A 22466-nucleotide genomic window follows, 5' to 3' on the forward strand; every position below is an offset into this window, starting at 1 on the left:
TGGCGCCGCTCCAATTTTTGTGAAGTCTGGACATGCCCATCGCGTGGGCGGCGACCCCTATGGCCTCGTACCCGCCGCATTCCTGCGTCAGCAGCGGACCGGGGCGCCCGAGCCCACCCGCCCAATCGCGGTATCGGCTATGACCATTGCCGTCAGCCAGACAGGAGCCCTCCCGTGAGAGGCATGCTTTCCACCCTCGCCACCGTGTGGCGTATTGCCAGCCCCTATTTCAGTTCGGAGGACCGCTGGGCGGGACGAATTCTCTTTGCCGCAGTCGTCGCCATCGAATTGTCGATCGTCGGCCTGACGGTCCTGTATAATTCCTGGAACAACGCTTTCTACAACGCACTGCAGGAGCGCAACTGGAACGTCTTCGTCTATCAGCTCGGTTATTTCTGCGTCATCGCCGCCGCCTTTGTGGCGCTCGCCGTCTATCAATTGTACCTGAACCAGTGGTTGCAGATCCGCTGGCGCCGCTGGCTGACCCGCGTCTATCTTGGCGATTGGCTCGAGCACTCCGTGCATTACCGCATGCAGTTGCAGGGCGATGCCGCCGACAACCCTGACCAGCGTATTTCCGAGGACATCCGTTCGTTCATCGAACTGACGCTGACCATCGGGTTGCAGGTTCTCAATTCGACGGTGACGCTGATCTCCTTCATGGTGATCCTGTGGTCGCTGTCGCAAGCCGCGCCGCTGTCGCTGTTCGGCGTCAACATTCCCGGCTATCTGCTGTGGGCGGCCTTCGTCTACGCCGTCTTTGGCACCGCGCTGACGCACCTGATCGGACGCCCGCTGGTGGCGCTGAACTTCCAGCAACAGCGCTACGAGGCCGACTTCCGCTTCAACCTCGTGCGCGTGCGCGAAAACTCCGAGCAGATCGCCCTGCTCGAGGGCGATGAGGCCGAGCGCGAGCGGCTGCTGATGCGCTTCGGCAACGTCGTCGCCAACTGGTACGCGCTGATGACACGCCAGAAGAAGCTGACCTTCTTCACCGCCAGCTATTCGCAGGCGGCGGTGGTGTTTCCGTTCATCATGGTCAGCCCCGCTTATTTCGCCAACAAGCTGCAACTGGGCGGCCTGATGCAGACCGCCAATGCCTTCGGCCAGGTCCAGAGCGCGCTCTCGGTGTTCGTCTCGCTCTATCGCAGCCTCGCCGAATGGAGCGCGGTGATCGAACGTCTGTCCGGGTTCGAGCAGTCGGTCGCCTCGGCGCGTCGGCTCGCGGCGACCAGCGGCATCGTCATCGACCGCGGCGAAGGTAAGGCGGTCGCCTTCAAGGATCTTGCCGTGCGGCTGCCGGATGGCGTGCCGCTGGTCAACGCCAGGGACGTATCGATCGAGCTCGGCGAGCACGTGTTACTGAGCGGGCCGTCGGGCACCGGCAAATCGACCTTGTTCCGCGCGCTCGCCGGCGTCTGGCCGTTCGGCGAAGGCCACATCACGCTGCCGAAGGACGCCAGGGTGATGATCCTGCCGCAGCGTCCGTATTTCCCGATCGCGCCGCTCGCCGCCGCCGTCGCCTATCCGGCCGAGACGGGCCACTACGATGCGGAGAAGGTCGCCGAACTGATCGCCGCCGTCGGCCTGCCGGGACTCGTGGACCGCATCGGCGAGGAGGCGCATTGGAATCGCATGCTGTCGCCCGGCGAGCAGCAGCGGCTCGGCATCGCGCGGGCGCTGGTGCACGCGCCGGATTTCCTCTTCCTCGACGAGGCGACGGCCTCGCTCGACGAGGCGGCCGAGGCCACGCTCTACCGGCTGCTGCAACAGCGGCTGCCGCACGCGACCGTCGTCTCCATCGGCCACCGCAGCACTCTCGCCGCCTTCCACAAGCGCCGCCTCGCGCTCGTGCATCAGGGCGACCACCACGTGCTGAGCGAAGCCAGCCTGACGCCGGCCGAGTGACAGGCAAAAACAAAACGGCGGCTCCCGGGGGAGCCGCCGTTCGTCTCAGATCGAAACGTCAGCTTACTTGAGGGCCGACAGCGTGGTGTCGAACTTCAAAGTCGCGACGAAGGTCGAGCCACCCAGATCCTTCGCGCCGTAAGCAACCGGCGACAGGAAGGTGTTGTGCTTGTTGGTGTCCCAGTAACGCAGGTCGAGGGTGACGGCCTTGTAGTTGAAGTCGAGGCCGACGTCCCAGTAGGTGTAGCTCGGCAGAGCGAGATTCGTGAAGACGTCCGAGCTGTAGACCTGGCGGCCGATTTCCGGGTTCAGCGAGATGGTGATGCCCGCCGGCTGCCAGGGCAACGTGATGACGGCATTGCCCGAATAGTAGTAGGCGACCGCATCGCCGGTCCACACGCCCGCGCCGCCCGCACCGCCGGCGACCTTGTCATTGAAATTGCTGCCGCCGTCGAAGATGCCGCCGACGGTCAGCCAGTCGTTAAACTTGTAGCTCGGCTTGGCGTAGAACTCGCCGTAGTTGCCGGTGCCGCTCGCCGTGACGCCGTTCGGATACTCGTACTGGACGTAGCCGACATCGAGGCCGAAGTTGCCCCAGGTGAAACGGGCGCCGGCGGTGATGTCGAACTCGGCATCGGCAAGTCCGGCGTAGAGGCTCGAGCCCCAGACGCCGGCATACAGCTTCACCCAGTCCGTGACCGTGTAATCGAGCTCGAAATAGCCCTGAACGGCCGGCTTACGGTTCGACTGCGAGATGCCGCGCAGCACGTAATCGGTGGTGAAGGCGGTGCCGAAGGCGATGTCGAACGGGCTCGGCGCGGGCGCCGCAGCCACTTTCGCCGCCTTGACCGGCATGTCCGCCGCGAAGGCGGGGACTGCGGCCGAAACCGCAAGCGCCGCTACGACTGACAAAACTACTTTCTTCATTGGAGCCTGCCCCTTTTCTTCGGTTCGATCGGACTTTGAGCCGATGCCTGTGTGCACGTCGCAATTGCGTACTGAATTCTCTTCCCCGGCTCCGATCGACCCGTACGCAACAGGACGCGCGGTACAGCCGGATTTACGCACCGGCGGTTCCGAAGCCCAAGGCGAAAACTTCGGCAGTTGCTGCCTTTTTGGGCGGTTGCGGGGGTCTTTGACAGGATTCAAATGCGCTGTTGCGCGGATGTCACAATTCTTTGCGTGAAATCGCCCGGCTTGGGGATAATTCCCGGCCGCCGACGGGCAAATTGGAATTAATAACCAATAAAAAACCCTGCCGCCGGGGCGGCAGGGCCGATTTTATATCGCGATGCGACTTATCTTCAGGCCGCGGCCTTCTTCCGGTTGGCGTCCAGCCGCGAATCCACCAGCGCGACAATGGCGTCGACCTTGTCGTTCTGCATGCCCTTCTGCCGGGCGATGAGTTGCACCAGCTTGTCGGCGCGTTCGATGTTCGGGGCGCCGTTCTGCAGCGCCCGCGCGGCCGAGGCCGGACGCGACAGGCTCTGCGCCGCCGCCGCGTATTTCTCGAACGGCACCAGGTCTTCCGGCTTGGCGCCGAGCTTGACGCACAGGTCGAACACGAAGTTGTAGACCTCGCGCGCCTCGGCGATGTTGGAATGCACGGCTTCCTGCGCGGTGCGCATGCCGTCCTTGGTGATGCAGCGGTAGTTGCCCGCGAGCAGCATCGACCACTTGGCCAGCGGCGTGAAGATCGATTCGTGCACGCGCAGCTTCACCGGCAGCTCGATCTTGGCGCCGTCGACGTCGTAGCGCACCGCGTCGATGTCCTTCTCGAGATCGCGCAGGATCTTCGTGTGCTTGTCGTCCTCGAACCTGGCCACCTTGAAGTTGGTCGGCAGCGTGACCAGCAGCTCGTTGGCCTTGCCCTCGGGCGGACGAATCGCCTGCGGATCGGGGCTGCACAGGGTGACGCGGCCGGGATCGAAACTGTCCCATACGCTTGCGTCGGTGTAGGCCGGCTTGAGCGCGTCGTAGTCGAGGCCGGGGATGCGCTTCACGTAGGGCAGCGGCGGCATGTTCATGATCGACATGCACGGCACCTTTGCCTTCGCCACGGCATCGAGCAGTTCGCGCACGCCCGGCGAGCGGTACTGCGGCTCCTGCATCGCCAGGCCGACGAGGTCGTAGTCGGCCGGGTTGACGCCGGCCGCGCCGCCGGCGGTCACCTTGCCGGGCAGCTTGCGCGAATCGAGCGTGATGCGGTCCTGCCGGCCCTTGACCGGCAGATAGACGCGGAAGCCTTCGGCGTTGATCAGGTCGGCTTCCGCGGGCAGGCAGACGAGATGCACCGAATGGCCGCCGAACAGGATCTTGGAGGCGAGCAGCGACCCGTAAGACGCTCCCATAAGTAGGATTTTGTACGTAGCCATGCTCGGGCTCCCTTTCGACTGGTTCTGTAATTGCGTGCAATGCGGGTTCCGCGCCCGGAAACCGCGCGCCGGCGCATGCTAAGCGTCGCCTAAAGGCGATGCAATCGGTGGTAATGACGGCGGGACCCGCGCCGGCCTTGCCTGGCGCGCTCGAATTCGGCCCTTCGCCTATCGGTGGAGACGCTGCCGGCGACCGCTGTGGCGATCGCCGGCGCGATGCTTCACTGGCCTTCCTTGCCGCCGCCGAGCAGGCCGCCCAGGGTCGACAGGATGGGCATCGGCGCAGCAGCCGGCGCCGGAGCGGGCTTCTTCGCCGGCTTGCGCGCGGCCTTCTTCTTCACGGCCTTCTTGGCCTTCACGGTTTTCTTCTTCTTGGCCGGGGCGGCGCGCTTCACCGCCTTCTTGGCTTTCTTCGCTTTCGCCTTCTTACGCTTCTTCGCCATTTCTAAGTCCTCCGGAATGGTTCAACCACTCAACCCACGCTGACGTCGGGCGGGACCGGGGGCGTCAACGAAACGCCGTCAGGCCTCGCTCCCCTTGCCGGCCACGGCAGCGACGCGCTGCTTCGCGGCCAGATCGCGCAAGCCCTCCGGCACCGGACCGCCGGTCGCCCAATCGATGAGCTCGACCGTATGGACGACCGGGATCGAAGTGCCGGCGGCGATCTGGGTGATGCAGCCGATATTGCCGGCCGCGACCACATCCGGCTCGAGCCGTTCGATGTTGGCGACCTTGCGGTCACGCAGCCTGTCAGCCAATGAGGGCTGGAGGATGTTGTAGGTGCCCGCCGAGCCGCAACACAAATGCCCTTCCGGCACATCTTTGACGATGAAGTTAAGTTTGCAAAGCAATTCTTTCGGCGCGCCGACGATCTTCTGCCCGTGCTGCAGCGAACATGCGGAATGATAAGCGACGGCGAGCGGCTTCGCGGTGCCGGTCGGCGTAAGCTCGAGTGTGTACAAGTACTCGCTGACGTCCTTGGCGAGACGCGACACCGCCTTCGCCTTCTCGGCATAGGCCGAATCGGTGCGCAGCAGGAAGCCGTAATCCTTCACGACGGTACCGCAGCCGGAGACGGTCATCAGGATGGCGTCGAGCCCCTCGCCGTCGATCTCGACCATCCAGGCGTCGATCAGGTGCTTGGCCTGTGTCATGGCCTGCGCCTCGCGGCCCATGTGGTGCACCAGCGAGCCGCAGCAGCCGTCGCCCTCGGCAATGACGACCTCGATGCCATGGCGATTGAGCACGCGGATCGCAGCCTCGTTGGTCGAGGGCGCCAGCACCGGGTTGATGCAGCCGGCGAGCAGCGCCACCCGGCCGCGCCGTTCGCCCTCCGCCGGATACACCTTGCGGCTGCGGTCGGACGGCGGCGCCGGCACGTGGCTCGGCGTGAGGCTGAGCATCGCCGCGAGCCGCTTCAGGCCGATCGCCTTGAGCGCCGGCGCGAACGGCTTGCCGACCAGGCCCGCCACCGCGGCCCAGCGGAACAGCGCCGGGTCGGGCAGCACGCGCGCCAGCAGATCGCGAATCAGCCGGTCGGCGAGCGGTCGCTTGTAGGTCTTCTCGATGTGGTCGCGGGCATGATCGACGAGGTGCATGTAGTGCACGCCCGACGGACAGGTGGTCATGCAGGACAGGCAGGAGAGGCAACGATCGACGTGCTTGACCACCTCGGCGGTCCCCGGGCGGTCGTGCTCCAGCATATCCTTGATCAGGTAGATGCGGCCGCGCGGCGAATCGAGCTCATCGCCGAGCAGCACATAGGTCGGACAGGTGGCGGTGCAGAAGCCGCAGTGCACGCAGGCGCGCAGGATCTTCTCCGCTTCGGCGGTCTGCGGATCGGCGAGTTGCGCGAGAGTGAATGAGGTTTGCATCAGATGCCCGCCCACATGCGACCGGGGTTGAGCACGCCCTTCGGGTCGAAGCTTTCCTTCACGCGGTGGCTGAGCGCGCGCAGGCCCGGCGGCTCCGGCTGGAACACATCGACCGCGGCACGTACCGCCGCCGGCGCACGGATCAGCGTGGCGTGGCCTCCGAGCTCGCCGACGGCCATGCGCACGGAACCGGCGTCGGGCTCGTCTTCATAAGGCATGCCGAGCCAGACCAGCCCGCCCGCCCAGTCGTAAAACATCTGCGCCGCCGGCGTGATCAGGTCGACGAGGCGATGCGCCTGCGCCGGCGCGGTGGAGATGCGCCATACCGGCCGGTGCCGCGCCGAGGCGACGGCGAAGGCCTTCACGTCGCGGATGTCGCGCCAGACCGCGCGCGAGGCGGCCGCGTCGAGAATGGACACCGGGCCGAAGGTTTTCATCAGCGCGGCGAGCTGCCCTTCGCGATGCTTCACCGACGGCGCCACGCCTTCCAGGCGAAGCACTGTCGCGGCCTCCGCCTTGAGGCCGGCGAACCAGGATGCGACGTGGTCGGGCAGATGCGCGGCGCCGGAGACGTCCGCCGACGAGCCGGTCGCCGCCGTCATGGCGGCGCAGGCCTGCGCATCGCTCAGGCCCTCGACCACCACGGTCGCCTCGGTCTCCGGCTTCGGCAGCACCTTGATCGTAATGTCGGTCATCACCGCCAGCGTGCCCCAGGAGCCGGACAGCACCTTGCACAGGTCGTAGCCGGTGACGTTCTTCACCACGCGGCCGCCGGTCTTGATGGTCTCGGCGCGGCCGGTCACGGCGCTGGCGCCGAGCACGTGGTCGCGCGCGGCGCCGGCCTTGATGCGGCGCGGACCGGAGAGATTGGCGGCGACGACGCCGCCAATCGTGCCCTGCCCCGCGGCCTGGCCGAACAGCGGTCCGTAATCGGCCGGCTCGAAGGCGAGCTGCTGACCGTGCTTGTCGACCAGCGCCTCGATCTCGGCAATCGGCGTGCCGGCCTTCGCCGACAGCACCAGTTCCTCCGGCTCGTAGAGCGTGACGCCGGTGAGGCCCGACACGTCGAGCGTCAGGTCGGTCTGGCTCGGCCGCCCGATGGCGCGCTTGGAACCCTGGCCGACGACGTCGAGCGCCTTGCCGTCGGACACGGCCCAGCGCACCGCCTCCTCGACGTCGCGCGCATCCCGGGGTTTGAGACGATCGGTCATGGGACGTGTTCTATCACTCGGCGGCGCGCGCGGCAGGCGCGTCGGCAAACGCCGGCATGATCTCGCGCGCAAAGCGCCGCAACTGGTCGGCGCCGCCCGAGATCGTCAGCAGGATGTAGGTGACGCCCGCGGCCCGCAGCGCCTCCAGCATGCCGGCGATCTCGTCAGGCGTGCCGAACATCGCGTTCTCTTCGGTCGCCCCGGCCTTGTCGGCGTAGGCGAGCACGTGCGAGCCAGTCTTGCCGTCCGGCGGCCGCGCCGAGGTGATGGTGCGCTGCGTGTACTGCCGCTGCTTCTCCAGCGCCGCCTCCTTGTCGGCTTTGTCCCTTGCCACATAGAGCTGGCGCGCAACCGCCACCTGCCCCGGCGCAAAGCTCAAGCCCCGTGCCTCGCGCTCGGCGCGGTAGACGGCGATGCGCTCGCCAAGCACGGCCGGCGAGGCGTACTGGTCGAGGATCAGGTTGAAGCCGCGCGCGGCGGCGTTGCGGATCGACTGCGGATGGCCGGCCGCCACCCAGAACGGCGGATGCGGCGTTTGCATCGGCGGCGGCTCGACGACGATGTCGTCGAAATGCCAGAAGCGGCCGTGATGCGAGAAGCGCTCGCGCGTCGTGAAGGCGCGCGTGAGCACGTCGAGGCCCTCCTCGAAGCGCGCATCGGCCTCCTCGCGCGGCATGGCGAAGCCCTTGAACTCGCTGTGCCGGTAGCCCTTGCCGATGCCGAAATCGAAGCGGCCGTCGGACAAGAGGTCAAGCGTCGCCGCCTGCTCCGCGAGCAACACCGGATTGTGCCACGGCAGCACCAGCACCGCCGTGCCGACGCGCAAGGTCTTCGTGCGCATGGCCAGCGCCAACAACAGCATCAAGGTGGCGGAGGCCTGGTTCCAGCCGCTGAAGTGATGCTCGACGGAAAAGCTCGAGCAAAGCCCAAGCGCCTCGGCCTCGATGTTGAAGTCGAGGTAGTCCTTGAAGCCCTGGCCGGTCTCCGGGCCAAAGCCCGCCGCGTCCGCCTTCGGCGAACAGAACAGTCCGAATTGCATATTCAAAACCTCGGAATATCCGGGAACGGCAGCTTGCCGCCGGAGATGTGCATGCGGCCGAGCTCGGCGCAGCGGTGCAAGGTGGGAAACACTTTGCCGGGATTGAGCAGGCCCTTCGGGTCGAAGGCGCACTTGACCCGCTCCTGCGCCGCGAGGTCGATCTCCGAGAACATCGTCGGCATCAGGTCGCGCTTCTCGACGCCGACGCCATGCTCGCCGGTCAGCACGCCGCCGACCTCGACGCAGAGTTTGAGGATGTCGGCGCCGAACGCCTCGGCGCGGTCGAGCTCGCCTTCCTTGTTGGCGTCGTAGAGGATGAGCGGATGCAGGTTGCCGTCGCCGGCGTGGAAGACGTTGGCGACGCGCAGGCCGTATGTCTCCGACATCTCCTTCATGCGCTTGAGGACGAGCGGCAGCTTGGCGCGCGGAATGGTGCCGTCCATGCAGTAATAGTCTGGCGAGATGCGTCCCGCCGCCGGGAACGCCGCCTTGCGCCCGGCCCAGAACAGCAGCCGCTCCTCCTCCGAGCGCGATGCCTTCACCGACACCGCGCCACGGTCGCGCGCAATCGTCTCGACGCGGCCGATCAAGTAATCGACTTCCGCCGAGGGACCGTCGAGCTCGACGATCAGCAGCGCCTCGACGTCGAGCGGGTAGCCAGCGTGGACGAATTCTTCCGCCGCATGAATTGCGGGCTTGTCCATCATCTCCATGCCGCCGGGGATGATGCCGGCGCCGATGATGCGCGACACGCATTCGCCCGCCTGCTCCGAGGTCGGGAAACCGACCAGCACGGCGCGCGCGGTCTCCGGCTTCTTCAAGAGACGCACCGTCACCTCGGTGACGACGCCGAGCAGCCCTTCCGAGCCGGTGACGAGGCCGAGCAGGTCGTAGCCGGCAGCATCGAGGTGCTTGCCGCCGAGGCGCAGGATCTGCCCGTCCATCAGCACGATCTCGCAGCCGAGCACGTTGTTGGTGGTCATGCCGTATTTCAGGCAATGCACGCCGCCGGAATTCTCGGCGATGTTGCCACCGATGGTGCAGGCGATCTGCGAGGATGGATCGGGCGCATAATAGAAGCCGGCATGCGCCACGGCGGTGGAGATGCCGAGATTGGTGACGCCCGGCTCGACCACCGCGAGGCGGCTGGCGAAATCGATCTCACGGATGCTGTTGAACTTGGCCATGCCGAGCAGCACGCCGTCGGCGAGCGGCAGCGCCCCGCCGGAGAGCGAGGTGCCGGCGCCACGCGGCACCACCTTGATGCCCTCTTCATGGCAGTATTTCAGCACCTCCGAGACCTGCCGCGTGGTCTCCGGCAGCACCACGACCATCGGCAGTTGGCGGTACGCGGTCAGGCCATCGCTCTCGAACGGACGCATCTCATGCTCGGTCGCGATCACGCCTTCGCCGGGCACGAGCTGACGCAGCGTCGCGACGATGCGCGCGCGGCGGCCGAGCACGGCCTGATCCGGCTCCGGCATGTGGACCGACATGATGCGACCTCCCGGCAATTCACATTCGAGGCGACGATAGGCCATTTGACGCCCGCCACCTAGGGCTGGCACAACACACGGAAACGGACGTTGGCTGCGGTCGGGGCGCCAGCGCCATGCATAAGAGGAACGCACGAGATGAAAGCTGGAATTGGGCTCGCCGCCGCCGCGGCTTTGGCCGCGCTGACGATGACAGGCGCCGCGCACGCGCAGGACGCCGCCGCGGGCGAGCAGGTCTTCAAGATGTGCCTGCCCTGCCATTCGATCGGCCCGGGCGCGAAGAACAAGGTCGGTCCCGAGCTCAACGGCCTCGACGGCCGCCACTCGGGCACGGCTGCGGGTTTCAGCTATTCCGAGGCCAACAAGTCGTCCGGCATCGTCTGGGGCAAGGATACGTTCGAGAAGTACATCAACGATCCGCGCGCGATGATCCCGGGCACGAAGATGATTTTCCCCGGCATCAAGGACGCCAAGAAGGTCGCCAACCTGTGGGCCTATGTCAGCCAGTTCGACGCGGACGGGAAGAAGAAGTAGCCAGTACGGCTGCGCGTGCGGCGCAAAAACGCTGCTGCTCCCGGTCTTTTGACTTCCGTCAAGGCCCCTTGATGATGGACCCTGCATGGTGGCGGCCGTGAGCGCCGTCGCTCATGCAGGAGAGCTGTCATGATCAAGGATCTCATTGTCAATTTAGGGCTGGGCGACCGCGATCCGGCCGGCGAATTTGCGATTTCGATTGCCGAAGAGTACGGCGCGCACGTGCTTGGCCTGGCCTTCGCCTACGAGCCGGTCATACCCGGCGCGGTGATGGGCGGCATTCCCACCGAATTCATCGAGTCGCAACGCTCCGAGGCGAACGACAAGGCGAAGGCCGCCATCGCCCGCTTCGAGGAAGCGGCGCGGCGCACCGGCGTCTCCTACGAGCATCGCATCCTCAATGCGAGCCTGTCCGGCGCCGCCGATCAGCTCGGCCGGCTCGGCCGCCGCTTCGATCTCGTGGTCGTCGGCCAGCCCGAGCGCGACGAAGCGATCCCCGAGGAGGTCATCGACGAGGCCGCGCTGTTCGAGTCCGGCCGCCCGGTGATCTTCGTGCCCTTCATCCAGCGGGACGGCATCAAGCTCGACCGCGTCATGATGTGCTGGGACGGCAGCCGCGCCGCCACCCGCGCCATCGCCGACTCGCTGCCGCTGATCAATCGCGCCAAGCAGATCGAGGTCGTGATCATCGGCAACGGCCCGGCCAAGAGCGGCGAGGTGCCCGGCGCCGATCTCGGCGCGCATCTCGCCCGCCACAAGCTCAAGGTCGACGTCAAGCGCATCACCGCGCCCGACATCGACGTCGCCTCGACCATCCTCTCCTACGCCGCCGATTCCTCGGCCGACCTGATCGTCATGGGCGGCTACGGCCACTCGCGGCTGCGCGAATTCGTGCTCGGCGGCGCCACACGCGGCATCCTCGAGTCGATGACCGTGCCGGTGCTGATGTCGCACTAAACCTGTATTGTCATTCTGGGCCCGCTCGCCATAGCGCGTCGAAGAGCGCGTAAACGCGCTTATGGCTCGCGTCCCGGAATGACGGAGAGTGTTTTGCGCGAACGCCACGTCACATTGCGCGACGGCGAGACGGTGTTCCTGCGGCCGCTCACGCCGCAGGACGGCGCGCTCTATCCCGACTTCCTCTCCGAGGTCACGCCGGACGACCTGCGCCTGCGCTTCTTCGCACCGATGCGGCAGGTATCGCCGGACCTGATCGAGCGGCTCATCCATTACGACCCGCGGAAGGCGATGGCCTTCATCGCCATCGCGGAAGCGAGCGGGCGCATGCTCGGAGTCGTCCGCCTGCACGACGACCCCGGGAGTGAGGGCACCGCCGAGTTCGCCATCCTGTTGCGCACGCGGCTCAAGGGCCACGGCCTCGGCTGGCTGATGATGAAGCACATGATCGCCAACGCCAAGGCGAAGGGCCTGACGACCGTGCACGGCCAGGTGCTCACCGAGAACGCGACCATGCTGCAGATGTGCGAGGAACTCGGCTTCCACACCGCCGACGATCCGCTCGAGCGCGGCGTCAAGGTCGTGACCCTGCCGCTCGCCGAGGTGCCGGCGGAGGCGCTGCCCTAGGGCAGCGGCACCTGCGCGACCAGGCCGCGGGCGCGCGCGTCGATAACGCCGAGCGCGCGCAGCGCCATCAGCGTCATCCCTTGCACCGCCTCGCGCGCCGCCCCGGCGTCGCCGTAGAACGGCGCCAGCGGCCCGAGCAGGCCCTCCAGCAAGGCCCCGACGATCGCCGGAGCGGCCACGCGCGCGTCCTGCTCCGGCAGGAGCTGGCGCGCGCGCGCGACGCGGATGCGCGCCTCGAACTCGGCCGCGATCGCCTGTCGGAAGTCCAGCCGCATGGCGTCGACCTCGCCGTCGGCCGGCTCGGCCAGCACCGCCCAGGAGAGCTTGCGGTCACGAAGCGCACGGGCGGCGAAGGTGGCGATGCAGGTGGCGAGCGCCGACAAGGGACCCGGCGCAGCGTCGGCGGCGGCGCGCATCGCCGCCATTTCGCGCGCCGAGACGGCGGCAATCAGCTCGGCGATGAGGTCGGTCTTGGCCGGGAAATAGCGGTACACCGTGCCGGCGGCGATATTGGCCCGCCTGGCGACCGCCGCGATCTGCACCGCGTGCATGCCCTCCTCGCCGGCCAGCGCCAGCGCCGCCGACAGGATCGCCTGCTCGCGCGCGGCGAGCCGACGGCGGACGTTCTCCGTGCGGCGATAGGGCATGCAATGAGTGAACGGTGATTCAGGCCGCGGACGCAAGCCGCCAACGACCGTCTTCCCCGACGCCCCGCCGCGTCAGCTCACTTGTGACCGCCGCCGCCGGCGAGCGACTTCTCACGGATCGCCGACAGGGTCGCGCTCAGGGTCAGCGCCTCGGGGTCGATCTTGAGGCGGATGATCGACGGCTTGCCGGACGCCTTGGCGGCGGCGAAGGCGGCCGGGAAATCCGCGGTCTTCTCCACGCTGACGCCGAAGCCGCCGAAGACCTGCCCGTAGCCGGCGAAGTCCGGATTTTTCAATTCCGTCGCCACCACGCGGCCCGGATAATCGCGCTCCTGGTGCATGCGGATGGTACCGTACATGCCGTTGTCGGAAATGATCACGATGATCGGCAGGCCGTACTGCACGGCGGTCGAGAAGTCCTGCCCGGTCATCAGGAAGTCACCGTCGCCGGCGACGCACACCACCGTGCGGTCCGGATGCAGCGTCTTCAGGCCGAGCGCCGCCGGGAAGCCGTAGCCCATCGAGCCTGAGGTGGAGCCGATCAGCCCGCCGAACTGGCGCGAGCGATAGAAGCGATGGACCCAGCCGGCGAAATTGCCGGCGCCGAGGGTGACGATGGCGTCCTTCGGCAGATTATCGCGCAGCCAGATCATCACCTCGCCGAGATTGACGCCGCCGGGCTGCGGCGTTGCCTTCTCCGTCCAGGCGATGAAGTCGGCATGCGCGGCGTCGCTCTCGCCGCGCCAGGCGATCTCGTTCGGCGGCTGCAAACCTTCGAGCGAGGCGCAGAAAGCGGTCGGCGAAGCATTGATCGCCAGCGCCGGATGATAGACGCGCCCGAGTTCGTCGGCGCCCGGATGCACGTGCACCAGCTTGGTGCCCGGCTCGGGAATGCCGAACGCGGTGTAGCTCTGCGACGCCATCTCGCTCATGCGGTCGCCGATCAGCAGCACGAGATCGGCGCCCTTCACGCGCGCCAGCAATTTCGGATTGGGACCGATGCCGAAGTCGCCCGCGTAGCAGGGATGCAGCGCGTCGAACAAATGGCCGCGGCGGAACGTCGTCGCCACCGGCAACTGGAAGCGCTCGGCGAAGCGCGCCAGCGCCGCGCAGGCGGCTTCCGACCAGCGGCTGCCGCCGGCGATGACGATCGGCTTCTTCGCCGCCCACAGCATCTTCTGCAGCCGGCTCATGTCGGTGAGCCCCGGCCACGTCTCGACCGGCTCGAAAGCTGTCGCGTCCGGCACGACGATGCGCTCGCGCAGCATGTCTTCCGGCAGCGCGATCACGACCGGCCCGGGCCGGCCGTTGCAGGCGGTGTGGAAGGCGCGCGAGATGATCTCGGGAATGCGCGCCGGATCGTCGATCTCGGTCGCCCATTTGGTCATGCTGCCGAACACGGCGCGGAAATCGAGCTCCTGGAACGCCTCGCGCTCGCGCATCTCGCGGCCGACCTGGCCGACGAACACGATCATCGGCGAGGAGTCCTGCATGGCGATATGGATGCCGGCGGAGGCGTTGGTGGCGCCGGGGCCGCGGGTGACGAAGCAGATGCCGGGCCGGCCGGTGACCTTGGCCATTGCTTCGGCGGCCATCGCCGCGCCGCTCTCGTGCCGGCAGACGGTCAGCTTGATGTCGCTGTCGTGGAGGGCATCGAGCGCGGCGAGGTAGCTCTCACCCGGCACGCAGAAGGCATGGCGGACACCGTGGATGCGCAGCTGATCGATGAGGATTTCGCCGCCGGTGCGCGCGCCGTCGTTGGACCGCATGTCAAGGAACTCCCGCTCGGATGCCGCCCGAGACCTATAGACGATAGCCGAAGCGAATCCACCCTCCCCGCGCCGCGAGCGGCGCAGGAAGGATGCAAGCCTGCTATGAGTGAATCTTCGGCATCGGGATCGGTGGCGAGAACGACGTCGGCGTCATCAGCACGGTGCGCTGCGAGGCGAGATTGCCGGCCTTGCCGTTCTCCGCGATGTAGACCTTCCAGGCCGGATCCTTGGCCATGCGCGCCCGCTTCTCCTCGCGGTCGGCGGCACTGGCATAGACCCACACATGGGTGATGGTGTTGAGCTCGCCGCTTTCGGCCGTGGCGTACATCAAGGGCTCGCCCATATAGCGCAACTGAACCGGATAGCCGTACTTCTGGTACAGTTCGAGCTGCGCCTGGACGCGGCCGGGATGACAGGTATAGGTGCGGACATCGAGTAGCACGCGCTCCTCCTCGGAAAGCAAAACCGCCAAACCGGCGGTGGGGGCGGACTTTCGACGCCGGGACGGCGGCAGGTCAAGTAACCCCCGCCTTTTCCTCGCCGTTGACTTCCACTTCGGCGCGCTGCTCGGCCGGCTTTTCATGATGCGCAAGGTTGCTGGCGGAATTGACCAGTGCCAGATGCGAAAAGGCCTGCGGGAAATTGCCGATCAGGCGTTTCGAGCCCGGCGCGTATTCCTCGCTGAGCAGACCGACATCGTTGCGCAGCGACAGCAACCGTTCGAACAGCGCCTCGGCGTCCTTGCGCCGATGCTGCATCAGGTAGGCGTCGACCAGCCAGAAGCTGCAGGCAAGGAACACGCCCTCGCCGCCGGCGAGGCCGTCCGCGGACTTTTCCGTGTCGTAACGGCGCACGAAACCGTCGACGAGCAGGTCGCGCTCGATCGCCGAAATGGTGCCCTGGATGCGCAGGTCCTGCGGCGGCAGGAAGCCGATCGCCGGCAGCAGCAAGAGGCTGGCGTCGAGCTCCTTGGAGCCGTAGGCGCGCACGAACGAGCCCATGTCGGCATCGTAGCCGCGCATGCAGACGTCGCGATGGATGTCGTCGCGCACCTTGCGCCAGTGCGCAAGATCGCCGGGCAATTTGTGCATCTCCGCGCTCTTGATCGCGCGGTCGAACGCCACCCAGGCCATCGCCTTGGAATAGGTGAAGTGCTCGGCGCCGCTGCGCACCTCCCAGATTCCTTCGTCGCGATGCTGCCACACCGACTCGACGTGCTTGAGCATCTCCGTCTGCAGGTCCCAGCCGGTCTCGTTGACGCCGAGGCCGCCCTGGCGCGCCTGATGCAGCGCGTCCATCACTTCCCCGAACACGTCCATCTGCCGCTGGTTGTGCGCGGCATTGCCGATGCGCACGGGCTTCGAGTTCTCGTAGCCGGGCAGCCACGGCACTTCCCACTCGGTCAACCGCCGCTCGCCGCGCAAGCCGTACATGATCTGGATCTGCTGCGGCATGCCGGCGGCGGCGCGCAGCAGCCAGTCGCGCCACATATGCGCTTCCTCGTAATAGCCGGCGTTCATCAGCGCGAGCAGCGTCAGCGTCGCGTCGCGCAGCCAGCAGAAGCGGTAGTCCCAGTTACGGCTGCCGCCAAGGCACTCCGGCAGCGACGTGGTCGGTGCCGCCACCATGCCGCCGGTCGGCGCGTAGGTCAGCGCCTTCAGCGTGATCAGCGAGCGCGTGACCGCCTCGCCCCACGGGCCTTCGATCTTGTTGCGATGCGACCAGTCGCACCAGAACTCCTCGGTGGCCCGCAGGCACTCCTCGGGGTCGGATTCCTCCGGCAGCGGTCTGTGCGAGGCGGCATAAGAGAGGACGAACGGCATCTGATCGCCGGCTTTCACCGTGAATTCGCCCACGGTCTTCAGGTTCTCGCCACGCAGTTTCGTTTGCGTGCGCAGGACCAGCATGTCGGGGCCGGCGACGAGGCGCAGCGTCACGTCGTCAATGCGGGTCACCCACGGAACCACCGCGCCGTAGCCGAAGCGCAGCACCAGTTCGACGGCGAACGTAACGCTGCCGCGCTCGCCCTTGACGATGCGGATGAGGTGCGAATTGCCGCGCCGCGGCGGCATGAAATCGATCAGCGTGGCGGCGCCGTCCGCGGTCTCGAAACGCGTCTCCAGAATCAGAGTATGCGGCCGGTAGCGGCGCGTGATGCGCACGCCGGGGTCTTTCGGCACGATCTGCCAGCGGCCATGATCGCTGGTGCCGAGCAGCGCCGCCAGGCACGCGTCGGAATCGAAACGCGGCCAGCACAGCCAGTCGATCGAGCCGTCGCGCGAAACCAGCGCGGCGGTGCCGAGATCGCCGATCATCGCATAGTCTTCGATGCGCGCTGCCATCCGCTTCGCGTCCTTCATGCCGTGAAGTCCAGCACCACCTTGATGTCGTCATCGCGACGCTCCAGCGCCTCCTGCCAGCGCTCGAGCGGCACGCGGCGGGTGATGAGCCCGGCGAGCCATTTGCGGTCGGCCTTGGCGAGAGCCTCCGCCGCCGCCGCGTAATGATCGCGGTTGGCGTTCACCGAGCCGAACACGACGCGGTTTTCCAGCACCATGGCGCGGTTGAGATCGCCGATGTCGAAGGGCAGCTTGCGCCCGCCCGAGGACACGCCGGCGAGGCAGACGATGCCGTCCGGCGCGGTGCGGCCCATGACGTCGAGGATCACCGTCGGGGCGCCGGTGCATTCGATAACGATGTCGGGACACAGCCCGTCGAGCGACGTGTGGAAAGTGGCGCCGAGCGCCTTCACCAGTTTCGGCTTCGGCCCTTCCGTGTTGCGGTCGAGCACGTGCATTTCGAGCCCGCGCTGCGCGCCGATCATCGCCGCCAGCAGCCCGACCGGGCCGGCGCCGGTCACCAGAGCGTTGCGCGGCGTCCACGCCCGCGCGCGATCGCCGATCCGCAGCACGTGGTCCCACGCCTTGGCGACGACGCTGGTCGGCTCCATCAGGACGCCGAGGATGTCGAGGGAAGGGTCGAGCTTGAGCAGGAAATCCGGTTCGACGCGGAAATATTCGGAGCCGTAGCCGTTGCGCTCCTTGATGCCGCGCTCGGTGTACTGGCCGTTGCGGCACATGTCCCAGACTCCGGCGGCGCAGGCCGGACACGGCACCGGGTCGGGCCGGCGCACGATGCCGGCAACGAGATCGCCCTTGGCGAAGCCGCAGTCGTCCGGCGCCGCCTCGACGCGGCCGAGCGACTCGTGGCCGAGGATGAGCCGGTCTTGGCCTTCCGGCGCCCAGCCATAGTCGCCGGCGACGATTTCGCGGTCGGTGCCGCAGATGCCGAGCGCGAGCGCGCGCACCAGCACGGATCCGTCGCTCTCCGGCGGCGGTGCTACGGCGTCCAACTGGATGGAATTCGGCGTCCCGGGCTTGACGGTGAGCGCGCGCATATAGACCAGGTCTCGTGCTGACGCCCCTCGGCATTAACGCACGAAATGTTCCCGGGTTCGCTGCCGAACATTGATTTTACGTAAGACCTTACGTCGCAGGCTCGACCGAGACGACCTGGTAGGTATGCATCTCCTCGTCCTCGCCGCGAATGGAGACATATTCGCCCGGGCGGAAGACATGCGAGGCGAAGCGGTAGCCGCTCTCGTCGTCGTCCTCAGCGGTCGCATCGTAGTCGAACACCCAACGGCCGTGCTCCGGCCCGCCCGGCTTGTGCACGAGGAAGCCGATCTCGTCGTCCTGGCCTTCCCAGAAGCGGCGCACCCGGCAATGGCCGCGGTCCTTCTTCCACTGCGCTTCGTCGATATGGCCGTCGGCCTTCAGCGGCGCAACGAATTCGTAACCGTGCCGCGGCGAGCCCTGCGGAAATTCGCGGGAGCGGGCAAGATTGAGGCGGATGCGCTTGAAATTGTGCGGCAGCGTCGTCACGGAATGCTCTCCATCGTCTAAACTGCGCTTCGTCTATGTCACGCCGGCCGGCCCGGCAGTTTGATTTATATCACCCCTCCCGCATGACCGACGATCCGCAGCAGGCCATCCTCGACTTCCTCGGCGCCGCCGCCACGCATGGCGGCGCGAAGGTCACGCGCATCGACACCCACGCCGCGTCGGTGTTTCTGGCGGGGCGGCGCGCGCTGAAGGTCAAGCGGGCGGTGCGCTTTCCGTTCCTCGACTTCTCGACCCTGGAGAAGCGCAAGGCCGCCTGCGAGGCCGAACTCAGGCTGAACCAGCCCTCCGCGCCGGCGATCTACAAACGCGTCCTGCCGGTGACGCGCGAAGCCGACGGCAGCCTCGCGCTCGGCGGTGACGGCGAGCCGGTCGAATGGGCCGTGGAGATGGCTCGCTTCGACGAGACCGCCACGCTCGACCACCTGGCCGCCAAGGGCCGTATCGACGCAGCGCTCGCCGACCGGCTCGGCCATGCCGTCGCCGACGCACATGCCAAGGCGGCGCCGGTGCACGGTTTTGGCTTTGCCGCCATGCTCGCCGAGATCGTCAAGCAGAACGACGCCGAATTGCGCGAGCGGCCGGACCTGTTCGCGACGGACGAGGTCGCCGCGCTGACGCAGGCCACCCAGGCCGCGCTCGCGCGGGTGCGGCCGTTGCTCGATGAGCGCGAGCGCGACGGCCTCGTCCGCCGCTGCCATGGCGACCTGCATCTCGGCAACATCGTGCTCATCGACGACACGCCGGTGCTGTTCGATGCCATCGAGTTCGACGACCGCATCGCCACGGCCGACCTGCTCTACGATCTCGCGTTCCTGCTGATGGACCTGATTGAGCGCGATCTCCCCGCCGCGGCGACGCAAGTGCTCAACCGCTATCTCGTCGTCGTCGCACGCGAGAGAGATCTCGACGCGCTCGCCGCGCTGCCCCTGTTCCTGTCGGTGCGCGCCGCGATCCGGGCCAAGGTCACCGCGGCGCGCGCGGCGCATGCGCGCGACCGCTCGCAAGCTGAGCAAAGCGCCCGCGATTATTTCGCGCTGGCGCGCCGCCTCATCGATCCGCCAAAGCCACGGCTCGTCGCCGTCGGCGGTCTGTCCGGCAGCGGCAAGTCGGTGCTGGCCCGCGCGCTGGCGGCTTGCGTGCCGCCGCCGCCCGGCGCGGTGGTGCTGCGCAGCGACGTCGAGCGCAAGACGATGTTCGGCGCCGGCGAAACCGAGAAGCTGCCGCAGCAGGCCTACACGATGGCGGTCACCGACCGCGTCTACGCTACGCTCGCCGCCAAGGCACGGCGCGTGCTCGCCGCCGGGCACTCGGCCATCGTCGACGCTGTCTTCGCGCGTGCATCGGAGCGCGCCGCCATCGCGCAGGCCGCGCAAGGCGCGTCGTTTCGCGGCCTGTTCCTCACCGCCGACCTCGCCACGCGCGTCGAACGCGTCGGCGCGCGCGAGGCGGACGCCTCGGATGCCAATGCCGAGGTTGCCCGGCAGCAGGAGCATTACGACCTTGGCGCGCTCGCCTGGGCGCAAGTCGACGCCTCCGGCACGCCGCAGGACACCCTCGCCCGGGCGCGCACGGCGCTCGCCGGCTAGCCATGCATTCGCGGGCGCAGGACCCGCCGCCCTGCCCCATGGCGCCCGGACGCGATCCGTTGCATAGCAATCCCTGCATTCGAACACGTTGATTGCCGGTTCCAGAGACGCATGACATCCGCCACGCCAGGCCGTCGTTTGTTGGCCATACGCATCGCCGCATGCCTGGCGGGCTTCTGCACCTTCATCAACCTGTACTCGCCGCAGGCGATCCTGCCGCTTCTGTCGGACGAGCTCGGCGTCGACGCCAAGGGCATCTCGGCGATCATTTCCGCCAGCACGCTGGCGGTGGCGCTGATCGCGCCCTTCTCCGGCACCGTCGCCGACGTGCTCGGGCGCAAGCGCGTCATCGTCACGGCGATGGTGGTGCTGTCGATCCCGACCGCCTTCTCGGCGTTCGCGCACAGCCTCGACGCGCTGATCATGTGGCGCTTCCTGCAGGGGCTGGCGATGCCGCCGGTGTTCGCCGTCACCATTGCCTATATCGGCGAGGAACTGAGCCCGCGCGAGGCGACCGCCGTGACCGGGGTCTACACCTCCGGCGCCAGTCTCGGCGGCTTCACCGGCCGCCTGCTCACCGGCATTCTCGCCGACGCGGTGAGCTGGCATTTCGCCTTTCTCTGCATCGCGGCGATGACGGTGGCCGGCGCGGTGCTCGTCGCCGTGCTGCTGCCGCGCGAACGGCGTTTCGTCAAATCGGAAGGCCTGCTCGCCTCGGGCCGGCAGATGCTGCGGCACCTGCGCAATCCGCAGCTCGTCGCCACCTACGCCGTCGGCTTCGGCGTGCTGTTCAACTTCATCGCCACCTTCACCTTCATCAGCTTCCGCCTCGCCGCGCCGCCCTACAACCTGTCGCCGACTCTACTCGGCGTCATTTTCGTCACCTATTTGACCGGCACCGCTGCGACGCCGCTGACCGGGCGTTTCGTCGGCCGCTTCGGCCGGCGCAATTTCGTGCTGCTGGCGATCGGCATCTGGCTGTGCGGCATCGCGCTCACCCTGCTCGGGCCGATGTGGATCATCCTGGTCGGGCTCAGCATCAGCGCCTGCTGCGGCATGCTCTGCCAGGCGGTGTCGACCGGCCACGTCGCCATCACCGCGCAGGCGGGACGCTCGTCGGCGGTCGGCCTCTACGTGACGAGCTTCTACATTGGCGGCAGCTTCGGCGCAGCCATCGGCGGCGTCGCCTGGATCTCCGGCGGCTGGCCGGCCTGCGTCGCCATGATCGCCGCGATGCTGACGATCATGGGCGCCATCGTGACGCTGACCTGGCGAACGGCGCAGCCGAAGGCCTAGCGCGGCTCTAACACCGCGCCGCCGCCCAGGCCGGCTTGCGCATAACCAGCAGCGGCGCATAAACGAGCGCGTAACCGGCAAATCCGGCGACCCACAGGATGCCGCCGATCTCGATCAGCGGCAGCGAGCCGCTCACCGCCGCGATCACGCGCAACAGCGCGCCGATCAGCACGCAGGCATAGATCGCTTGCGTTGCCGGTCCCGCCTCGAGCTTCTGTCCGGTATGCCCGAGCGTGGCGCGCGTCATCACCGCCAGCGTCATCAGCCCGACCGCGCCCGCCATCCAGGCATGGATGCCGGCGCTTGGCGGCACGTCGCCGGTCAGCGCGGCGATGCCGAGCAGCAGGAATCCCAGCGGCACGAAGGCGTAACCGACATGCAGCACCAGCACGAGGCGGTCGGCGAGCGCGCGGTCGCCGGCCCAGCGCGCCAGCCGTCCGCTCTGCAGCACGCCGGCGGCGATGAGCACGCCCCCGGTGACGACATGCGCCGGCGCGGCGATCCACAGGACGAGCGCGAGCGCCGAGAGGCCCATGGTCGCCACGTCGTAGCGCGAAAACGGCACCGGCAGGCGGCCGGGATTGTTGCGGGTGAGCCAGTTGTTGGTGAAGCTCGGCACGATGCGGCCGCCGATCAGCGAGATCAGCAGGATCGCGGCGCCGATGGCGATGCGAATGCCATAGTCGGCGCTGCCCTTCAGCAACACCTCGGCATGGAAGACGACGTTGCCGGCGATGAGCACACCGAGCACGATGAGGACGCGCAGGTTGCGCCAGTTCTTGCCGGCGAGGATCTCGCGCGCCGCCACGGCGGCGAGCGTCACGAGGAAGCTGACATCGATGACCGCCGCGGCGAGCCCGCCGATCTTCGCCGAGCAGAGGATGGCGATGCGCCCGGCGAGCCACAGCGCGACGAGGCCCGCCAAAGGCCAGCCGGACACCGGCAGCCGTCCCGTCCAGTTGGGGATGGCGGTGAGCAGGAAGCCCGCGACCGATGCCGCGACATAGCCGTACAACATCTCGTGGATGTGCCAGTCGAGCGGGCCGAAGGCAGTCGGCAGCGTCATGAGGCCGAGATATTGCGGCAGCCACAGCAGGATGCCGAACGCGGCCCACAGACCGGCGGCGAGAAAGAACGGCCGGAAGCCGTAGGCGAACAGCGCCGGCCCCGCATAGTCGCGGCGGCGCTGCAGAGCGGCGGGAGTGGACATGGCGCCTCGCAGGTTATGGGGCGTTTATA

Annotated in this window: 20 protein-coding genes; 6 read left to right on the plus strand and 14 right to left on the minus strand. The window is 67.5% G+C overall.

The window, feature by feature from the left end; genetic code table 11:
• The first annotated feature begins 174 nt into the window (after positions 1-174).
• Positions 175-1908, plus strand: coding sequence for an ABC transporter ATP-binding protein/permease (locus VGV41_RS06860; RefSeq protein WP_326863019.1), 1734 nt, complete (start codon positions 175-177; stop codon positions 1906-1908).
• A 63-nt stretch (positions 1909-1971) separates the two neighbouring features.
• Here VGV41_RS06860 and VGV41_RS06865 read toward each other — a convergent pair whose 3' ends face one another.
• The 7 genes from VGV41_RS06865 to VGV41_RS06895 all read right to left on the minus strand — a co-directional run bounded on the left by VGV41_RS06865 (position 1972) and on the right by VGV41_RS06895 (position 9903).
• Positions 1972-2835 carry a TorF family putative porin gene (locus tag VGV41_RS06865; RefSeq protein ID WP_326863020.1) on the minus strand — a complete coding sequence of 288 codons (864 nt, stop codon included), beginning with the start codon at positions 2833-2835 and terminating at the stop codon, positions 1972-1974.
• Positions 2836-3212: 377 nt separating this feature from the next.
• Positions 3213-4283, minus strand: a complete 1071-nt coding sequence (locus VGV41_RS06870) for a hypothetical protein (RefSeq protein ID WP_326863021.1) — start codon at positions 4281-4283, stop codon at positions 3213-3215.
• A 221-nt stretch (positions 4284-4504) separates the two neighbouring features.
• Complete coding sequence (locus tag VGV41_RS06875) at positions 4505-4726, minus strand: hypothetical protein (protein WP_326863022.1); 222 nt, start codon at positions 4724-4726, stop codon at positions 4505-4507.
• Positions 4727-4804: 78 nt separating this feature from the next.
• Positions 4805-6157 (minus strand): glycolate oxidase subunit GlcF, encoded by a 1353-nt coding sequence (gene glcF, locus VGV41_RS06880; protein WP_326863023.1) that lies wholly within the window; start codon positions 6155-6157, stop codon positions 4805-4807.
• Positions 6157-7368 (minus strand): glycolate oxidase subunit GlcE, encoded by a 1212-nt coding sequence (glcE, locus tag VGV41_RS06885; RefSeq protein ID WP_326863024.1) that lies wholly within the window; start codon positions 7366-7368, stop codon positions 6157-6159. Before glcE ends, glcF begins: the two co-directional genes overlap by 1 nt.
• 13 nt (positions 7369-7381) lie before the next feature.
• Positions 7382-8407 (minus strand): LLM class flavin-dependent oxidoreductase, encoded by a 1026-nt coding sequence (locus VGV41_RS06890; protein ID WP_326863025.1) that lies wholly within the window; start codon positions 8405-8407, stop codon positions 7382-7384.
• 2 nt (positions 8408-8409) lie between these two features.
• Positions 8410-9903: an FAD-linked oxidase C-terminal domain-containing protein gene (locus VGV41_RS06895; protein ID WP_326863026.1), complete on the minus strand. Its 1494-nt coding sequence runs from the start codon at positions 9901-9903 to the stop codon at positions 8410-8412.
• A gap of 138 nt (positions 9904-10041) precedes the next feature.
• On the opposite strand from VGV41_RS06895, the gene VGV41_RS06900 reads away from it, so the two are divergent.
• The 3 genes from VGV41_RS06900 to VGV41_RS06910 all read left to right on the plus strand — a co-directional run bounded on the left by VGV41_RS06900 (position 10042) and on the right by VGV41_RS06910 (position 12021).
• Positions 10042-10437, plus strand: coding sequence for a cytochrome c family protein (locus tag VGV41_RS06900; RefSeq protein ID WP_326863027.1), 396 nt, complete (start codon positions 10042-10044; stop codon positions 10435-10437).
• A gap of 129 nt (positions 10438-10566) precedes the next feature.
• On the plus strand, positions 10567-11394 hold the full coding sequence (locus VGV41_RS06905) for a universal stress protein (RefSeq protein ID WP_326863028.1): 828 nt from the start codon (positions 10567-10569) through the stop codon (positions 11392-11394).
• A gap of 78 nt (positions 11395-11472) precedes the next feature.
• Positions 11473-12021, plus strand: coding sequence for a GNAT family N-acetyltransferase (locus VGV41_RS06910; RefSeq protein ID WP_326863029.1), 549 nt, complete (start codon positions 11473-11475; stop codon positions 12019-12021).
• Here VGV41_RS06910 and VGV41_RS06915 read toward each other — a convergent pair.
• From VGV41_RS06915 to VGV41_RS06940, 6 genes are all read right to left on the minus strand, one after another.
• The gene (locus VGV41_RS06915; RefSeq protein ID WP_326863030.1) at positions 12018-12668 is read right to left on the minus strand and encodes a helix-turn-helix domain-containing protein; all 651 of its coding nucleotides are present in this window, start codon (positions 12666-12668) and stop codon (positions 12018-12020) included. The two genes, VGV41_RS06910 and VGV41_RS06915, sit on opposite strands and share 4 nt — an antisense overlap.
• 77 nt (positions 12669-12745) lie before the next feature.
• Complete coding sequence (locus tag VGV41_RS06920) at positions 12746-14437, minus strand: thiamine pyrophosphate-binding protein (RefSeq protein WP_326863031.1); 1692 nt, start codon at positions 14435-14437, stop codon at positions 12746-12748.
• Positions 14438-14540: 103 nt separating this feature from the next.
• Positions 14541-14882, minus strand: coding sequence for an NIPSNAP family protein (locus VGV41_RS06925; RefSeq protein ID WP_326863032.1), 342 nt, complete (start codon positions 14880-14882; stop codon positions 14541-14543).
• Positions 14883-14955: 73 nt separating this feature from the next.
• Complete coding sequence (locus tag VGV41_RS06930; protein ID WP_326863078.1) at positions 14956-16782, minus strand: glycoside hydrolase family 15 protein; 1827 nt, start codon at positions 16780-16782, stop codon at positions 14956-14958.
• 14 nt (positions 16783-16796) lie between these two features.
• Positions 16797-17837, minus strand: a complete 1041-nt coding sequence (locus VGV41_RS06935; protein WP_326863033.1) for a glucose 1-dehydrogenase — start codon at positions 17835-17837, stop codon at positions 16797-16799.
• Positions 17838-17925: 88 nt separating this feature from the next.
• Entirely contained in the window at positions 17926-18315 is a 390-nt protein-coding gene (locus VGV41_RS06940; RefSeq protein ID WP_326863079.1) for a hypothetical protein, read from the minus strand.
• A gap of 92 nt (positions 18316-18407) precedes the next feature.
• Here VGV41_RS06940 and VGV41_RS06945 point away from each other — a divergent pair, with 92 nt between their 5' ends.
• Positions 18408-19931 carry an AAA family ATPase gene (locus VGV41_RS06945; protein WP_326863034.1) on the plus strand — a complete coding sequence of 508 codons (1524 nt, stop codon included), beginning with the start codon at positions 18408-18410 and terminating at the stop codon, positions 19929-19931.
• A 141-nt stretch (positions 19932-20072) separates the two neighbouring features.
• Complete coding sequence (locus VGV41_RS06950; protein WP_326863035.1) at positions 20073-21227, plus strand: MFS transporter; 1155 nt, start codon at positions 20073-20075, stop codon at positions 21225-21227.
• 7 nt (positions 21228-21234) lie between these two features.
• Here VGV41_RS06950 and VGV41_RS06955 read toward each other — a convergent pair whose 3' ends face one another.
• Complete coding sequence (locus tag VGV41_RS06955; protein ID WP_326863036.1) at positions 21235-22437, minus strand: NnrS family protein; 1203 nt, start codon at positions 22435-22437, stop codon at positions 21235-21237.
• Between the last annotated feature and the right edge of the window lie 29 nt (positions 22438-22466).

The organism is Pseudolabrys sp. (genome assembly GCF_035943735.1).
In the GTDB taxonomy this organism is placed as follows: Bacteria; Pseudomonadota; Alphaproteobacteria; order Rhizobiales; family Xanthobacteraceae; genus Pseudolabrys.

Excerpts from the sequence above, each read along its gene's own strand:
- VGV41_RS06865 (WP_326863020.1), bottom strand. The coding sequence starts at position 2,835 with ATGAAGAAAGTAGTTTTGTCAGTCGTAGCGGCGCTTGCGGTTTCGGCC.
- VGV41_RS06870 (WP_326863021.1), bottom strand. The coding sequence starts at position 4,283 with ATGGCTACGTACAAAATCCTACTTATGGGAGCGTCTTACGGGTCGCTG.
- VGV41_RS06875 (WP_326863022.1), bottom strand. The coding sequence starts at position 4,726 with ATGGCGAAGAAGCGTAAGAAGGCGAAAGCGAAGAAAGCCAAGAAGGCG.
- glcF (WP_326863023.1), bottom strand. The coding sequence starts at position 6,157 with ATGCAAACCTCATTCACTCTCGCGCAACTCGCCGATCCGCAGACCGCC.
- glcE (WP_326863024.1), bottom strand. The coding sequence starts at position 7,368 with ATGACCGATCGTCTCAAACCCCGGGATGCGCGCGACGTCGAGGAGGCG.
- VGV41_RS06890 (WP_326863025.1), bottom strand. The coding sequence starts at position 8,407 with ATGCAATTCGGACTGTTCTGTTCGCCGAAGGCGGACGCGGCGGGCTTT.
- VGV41_RS06895 (WP_326863026.1), bottom strand. The coding sequence starts at position 9,903 with ATGTCGGTCCACATGCCGGAGCCGGATCAGGCCGTGCTCGGCCGCCGC.
- VGV41_RS06900 (WP_326863027.1), top strand. The coding sequence starts at position 10,042 with ATGAAAGCTGGAATTGGGCTCGCCGCCGCCGCGGCTTTGGCCGCGCTG.
- VGV41_RS06905 (WP_326863028.1), top strand. The coding sequence starts at position 10,567 with ATGATCAAGGATCTCATTGTCAATTTAGGGCTGGGCGACCGCGATCCG.
- VGV41_RS06910 (WP_326863029.1), top strand. The coding sequence starts at position 11,473 with ATGACGGAGAGTGTTTTGCGCGAACGCCACGTCACATTGCGCGACGGC.
- VGV41_RS06915 (WP_326863030.1), bottom strand. The coding sequence starts at position 12,668 with ATGCCCTATCGCCGCACGGAGAACGTCCGCCGTCGGCTCGCCGCGCGC.
- VGV41_RS06920 (WP_326863031.1), bottom strand. The coding sequence starts at position 14,437 with ATGCGGTCCAACGACGGCGCGCGCACCGGCGGCGAAATCCTCATCGAT.
- VGV41_RS06930 (WP_326863078.1), bottom strand. The coding sequence starts at position 16,782 with ATGGCAGCGCGCATCGAAGACTATGCGATGATCGGCGATCTCGGCACC.
- VGV41_RS06935 (WP_326863033.1), bottom strand. The coding sequence starts at position 17,837 with ATGCGCGCGCTCACCGTCAAGCCCGGGACGCCGAATTCCATCCAGTTG.
- VGV41_RS06945 (WP_326863034.1), top strand. The coding sequence starts at position 18,408 with ATGACCGACGATCCGCAGCAGGCCATCCTCGACTTCCTCGGCGCCGCC.
- VGV41_RS06955 (WP_326863036.1), bottom strand. The coding sequence starts at position 22,437 with ATGTCCACTCCCGCCGCTCTGCAGCGCCGCCGCGACTATGCGGGGCCG.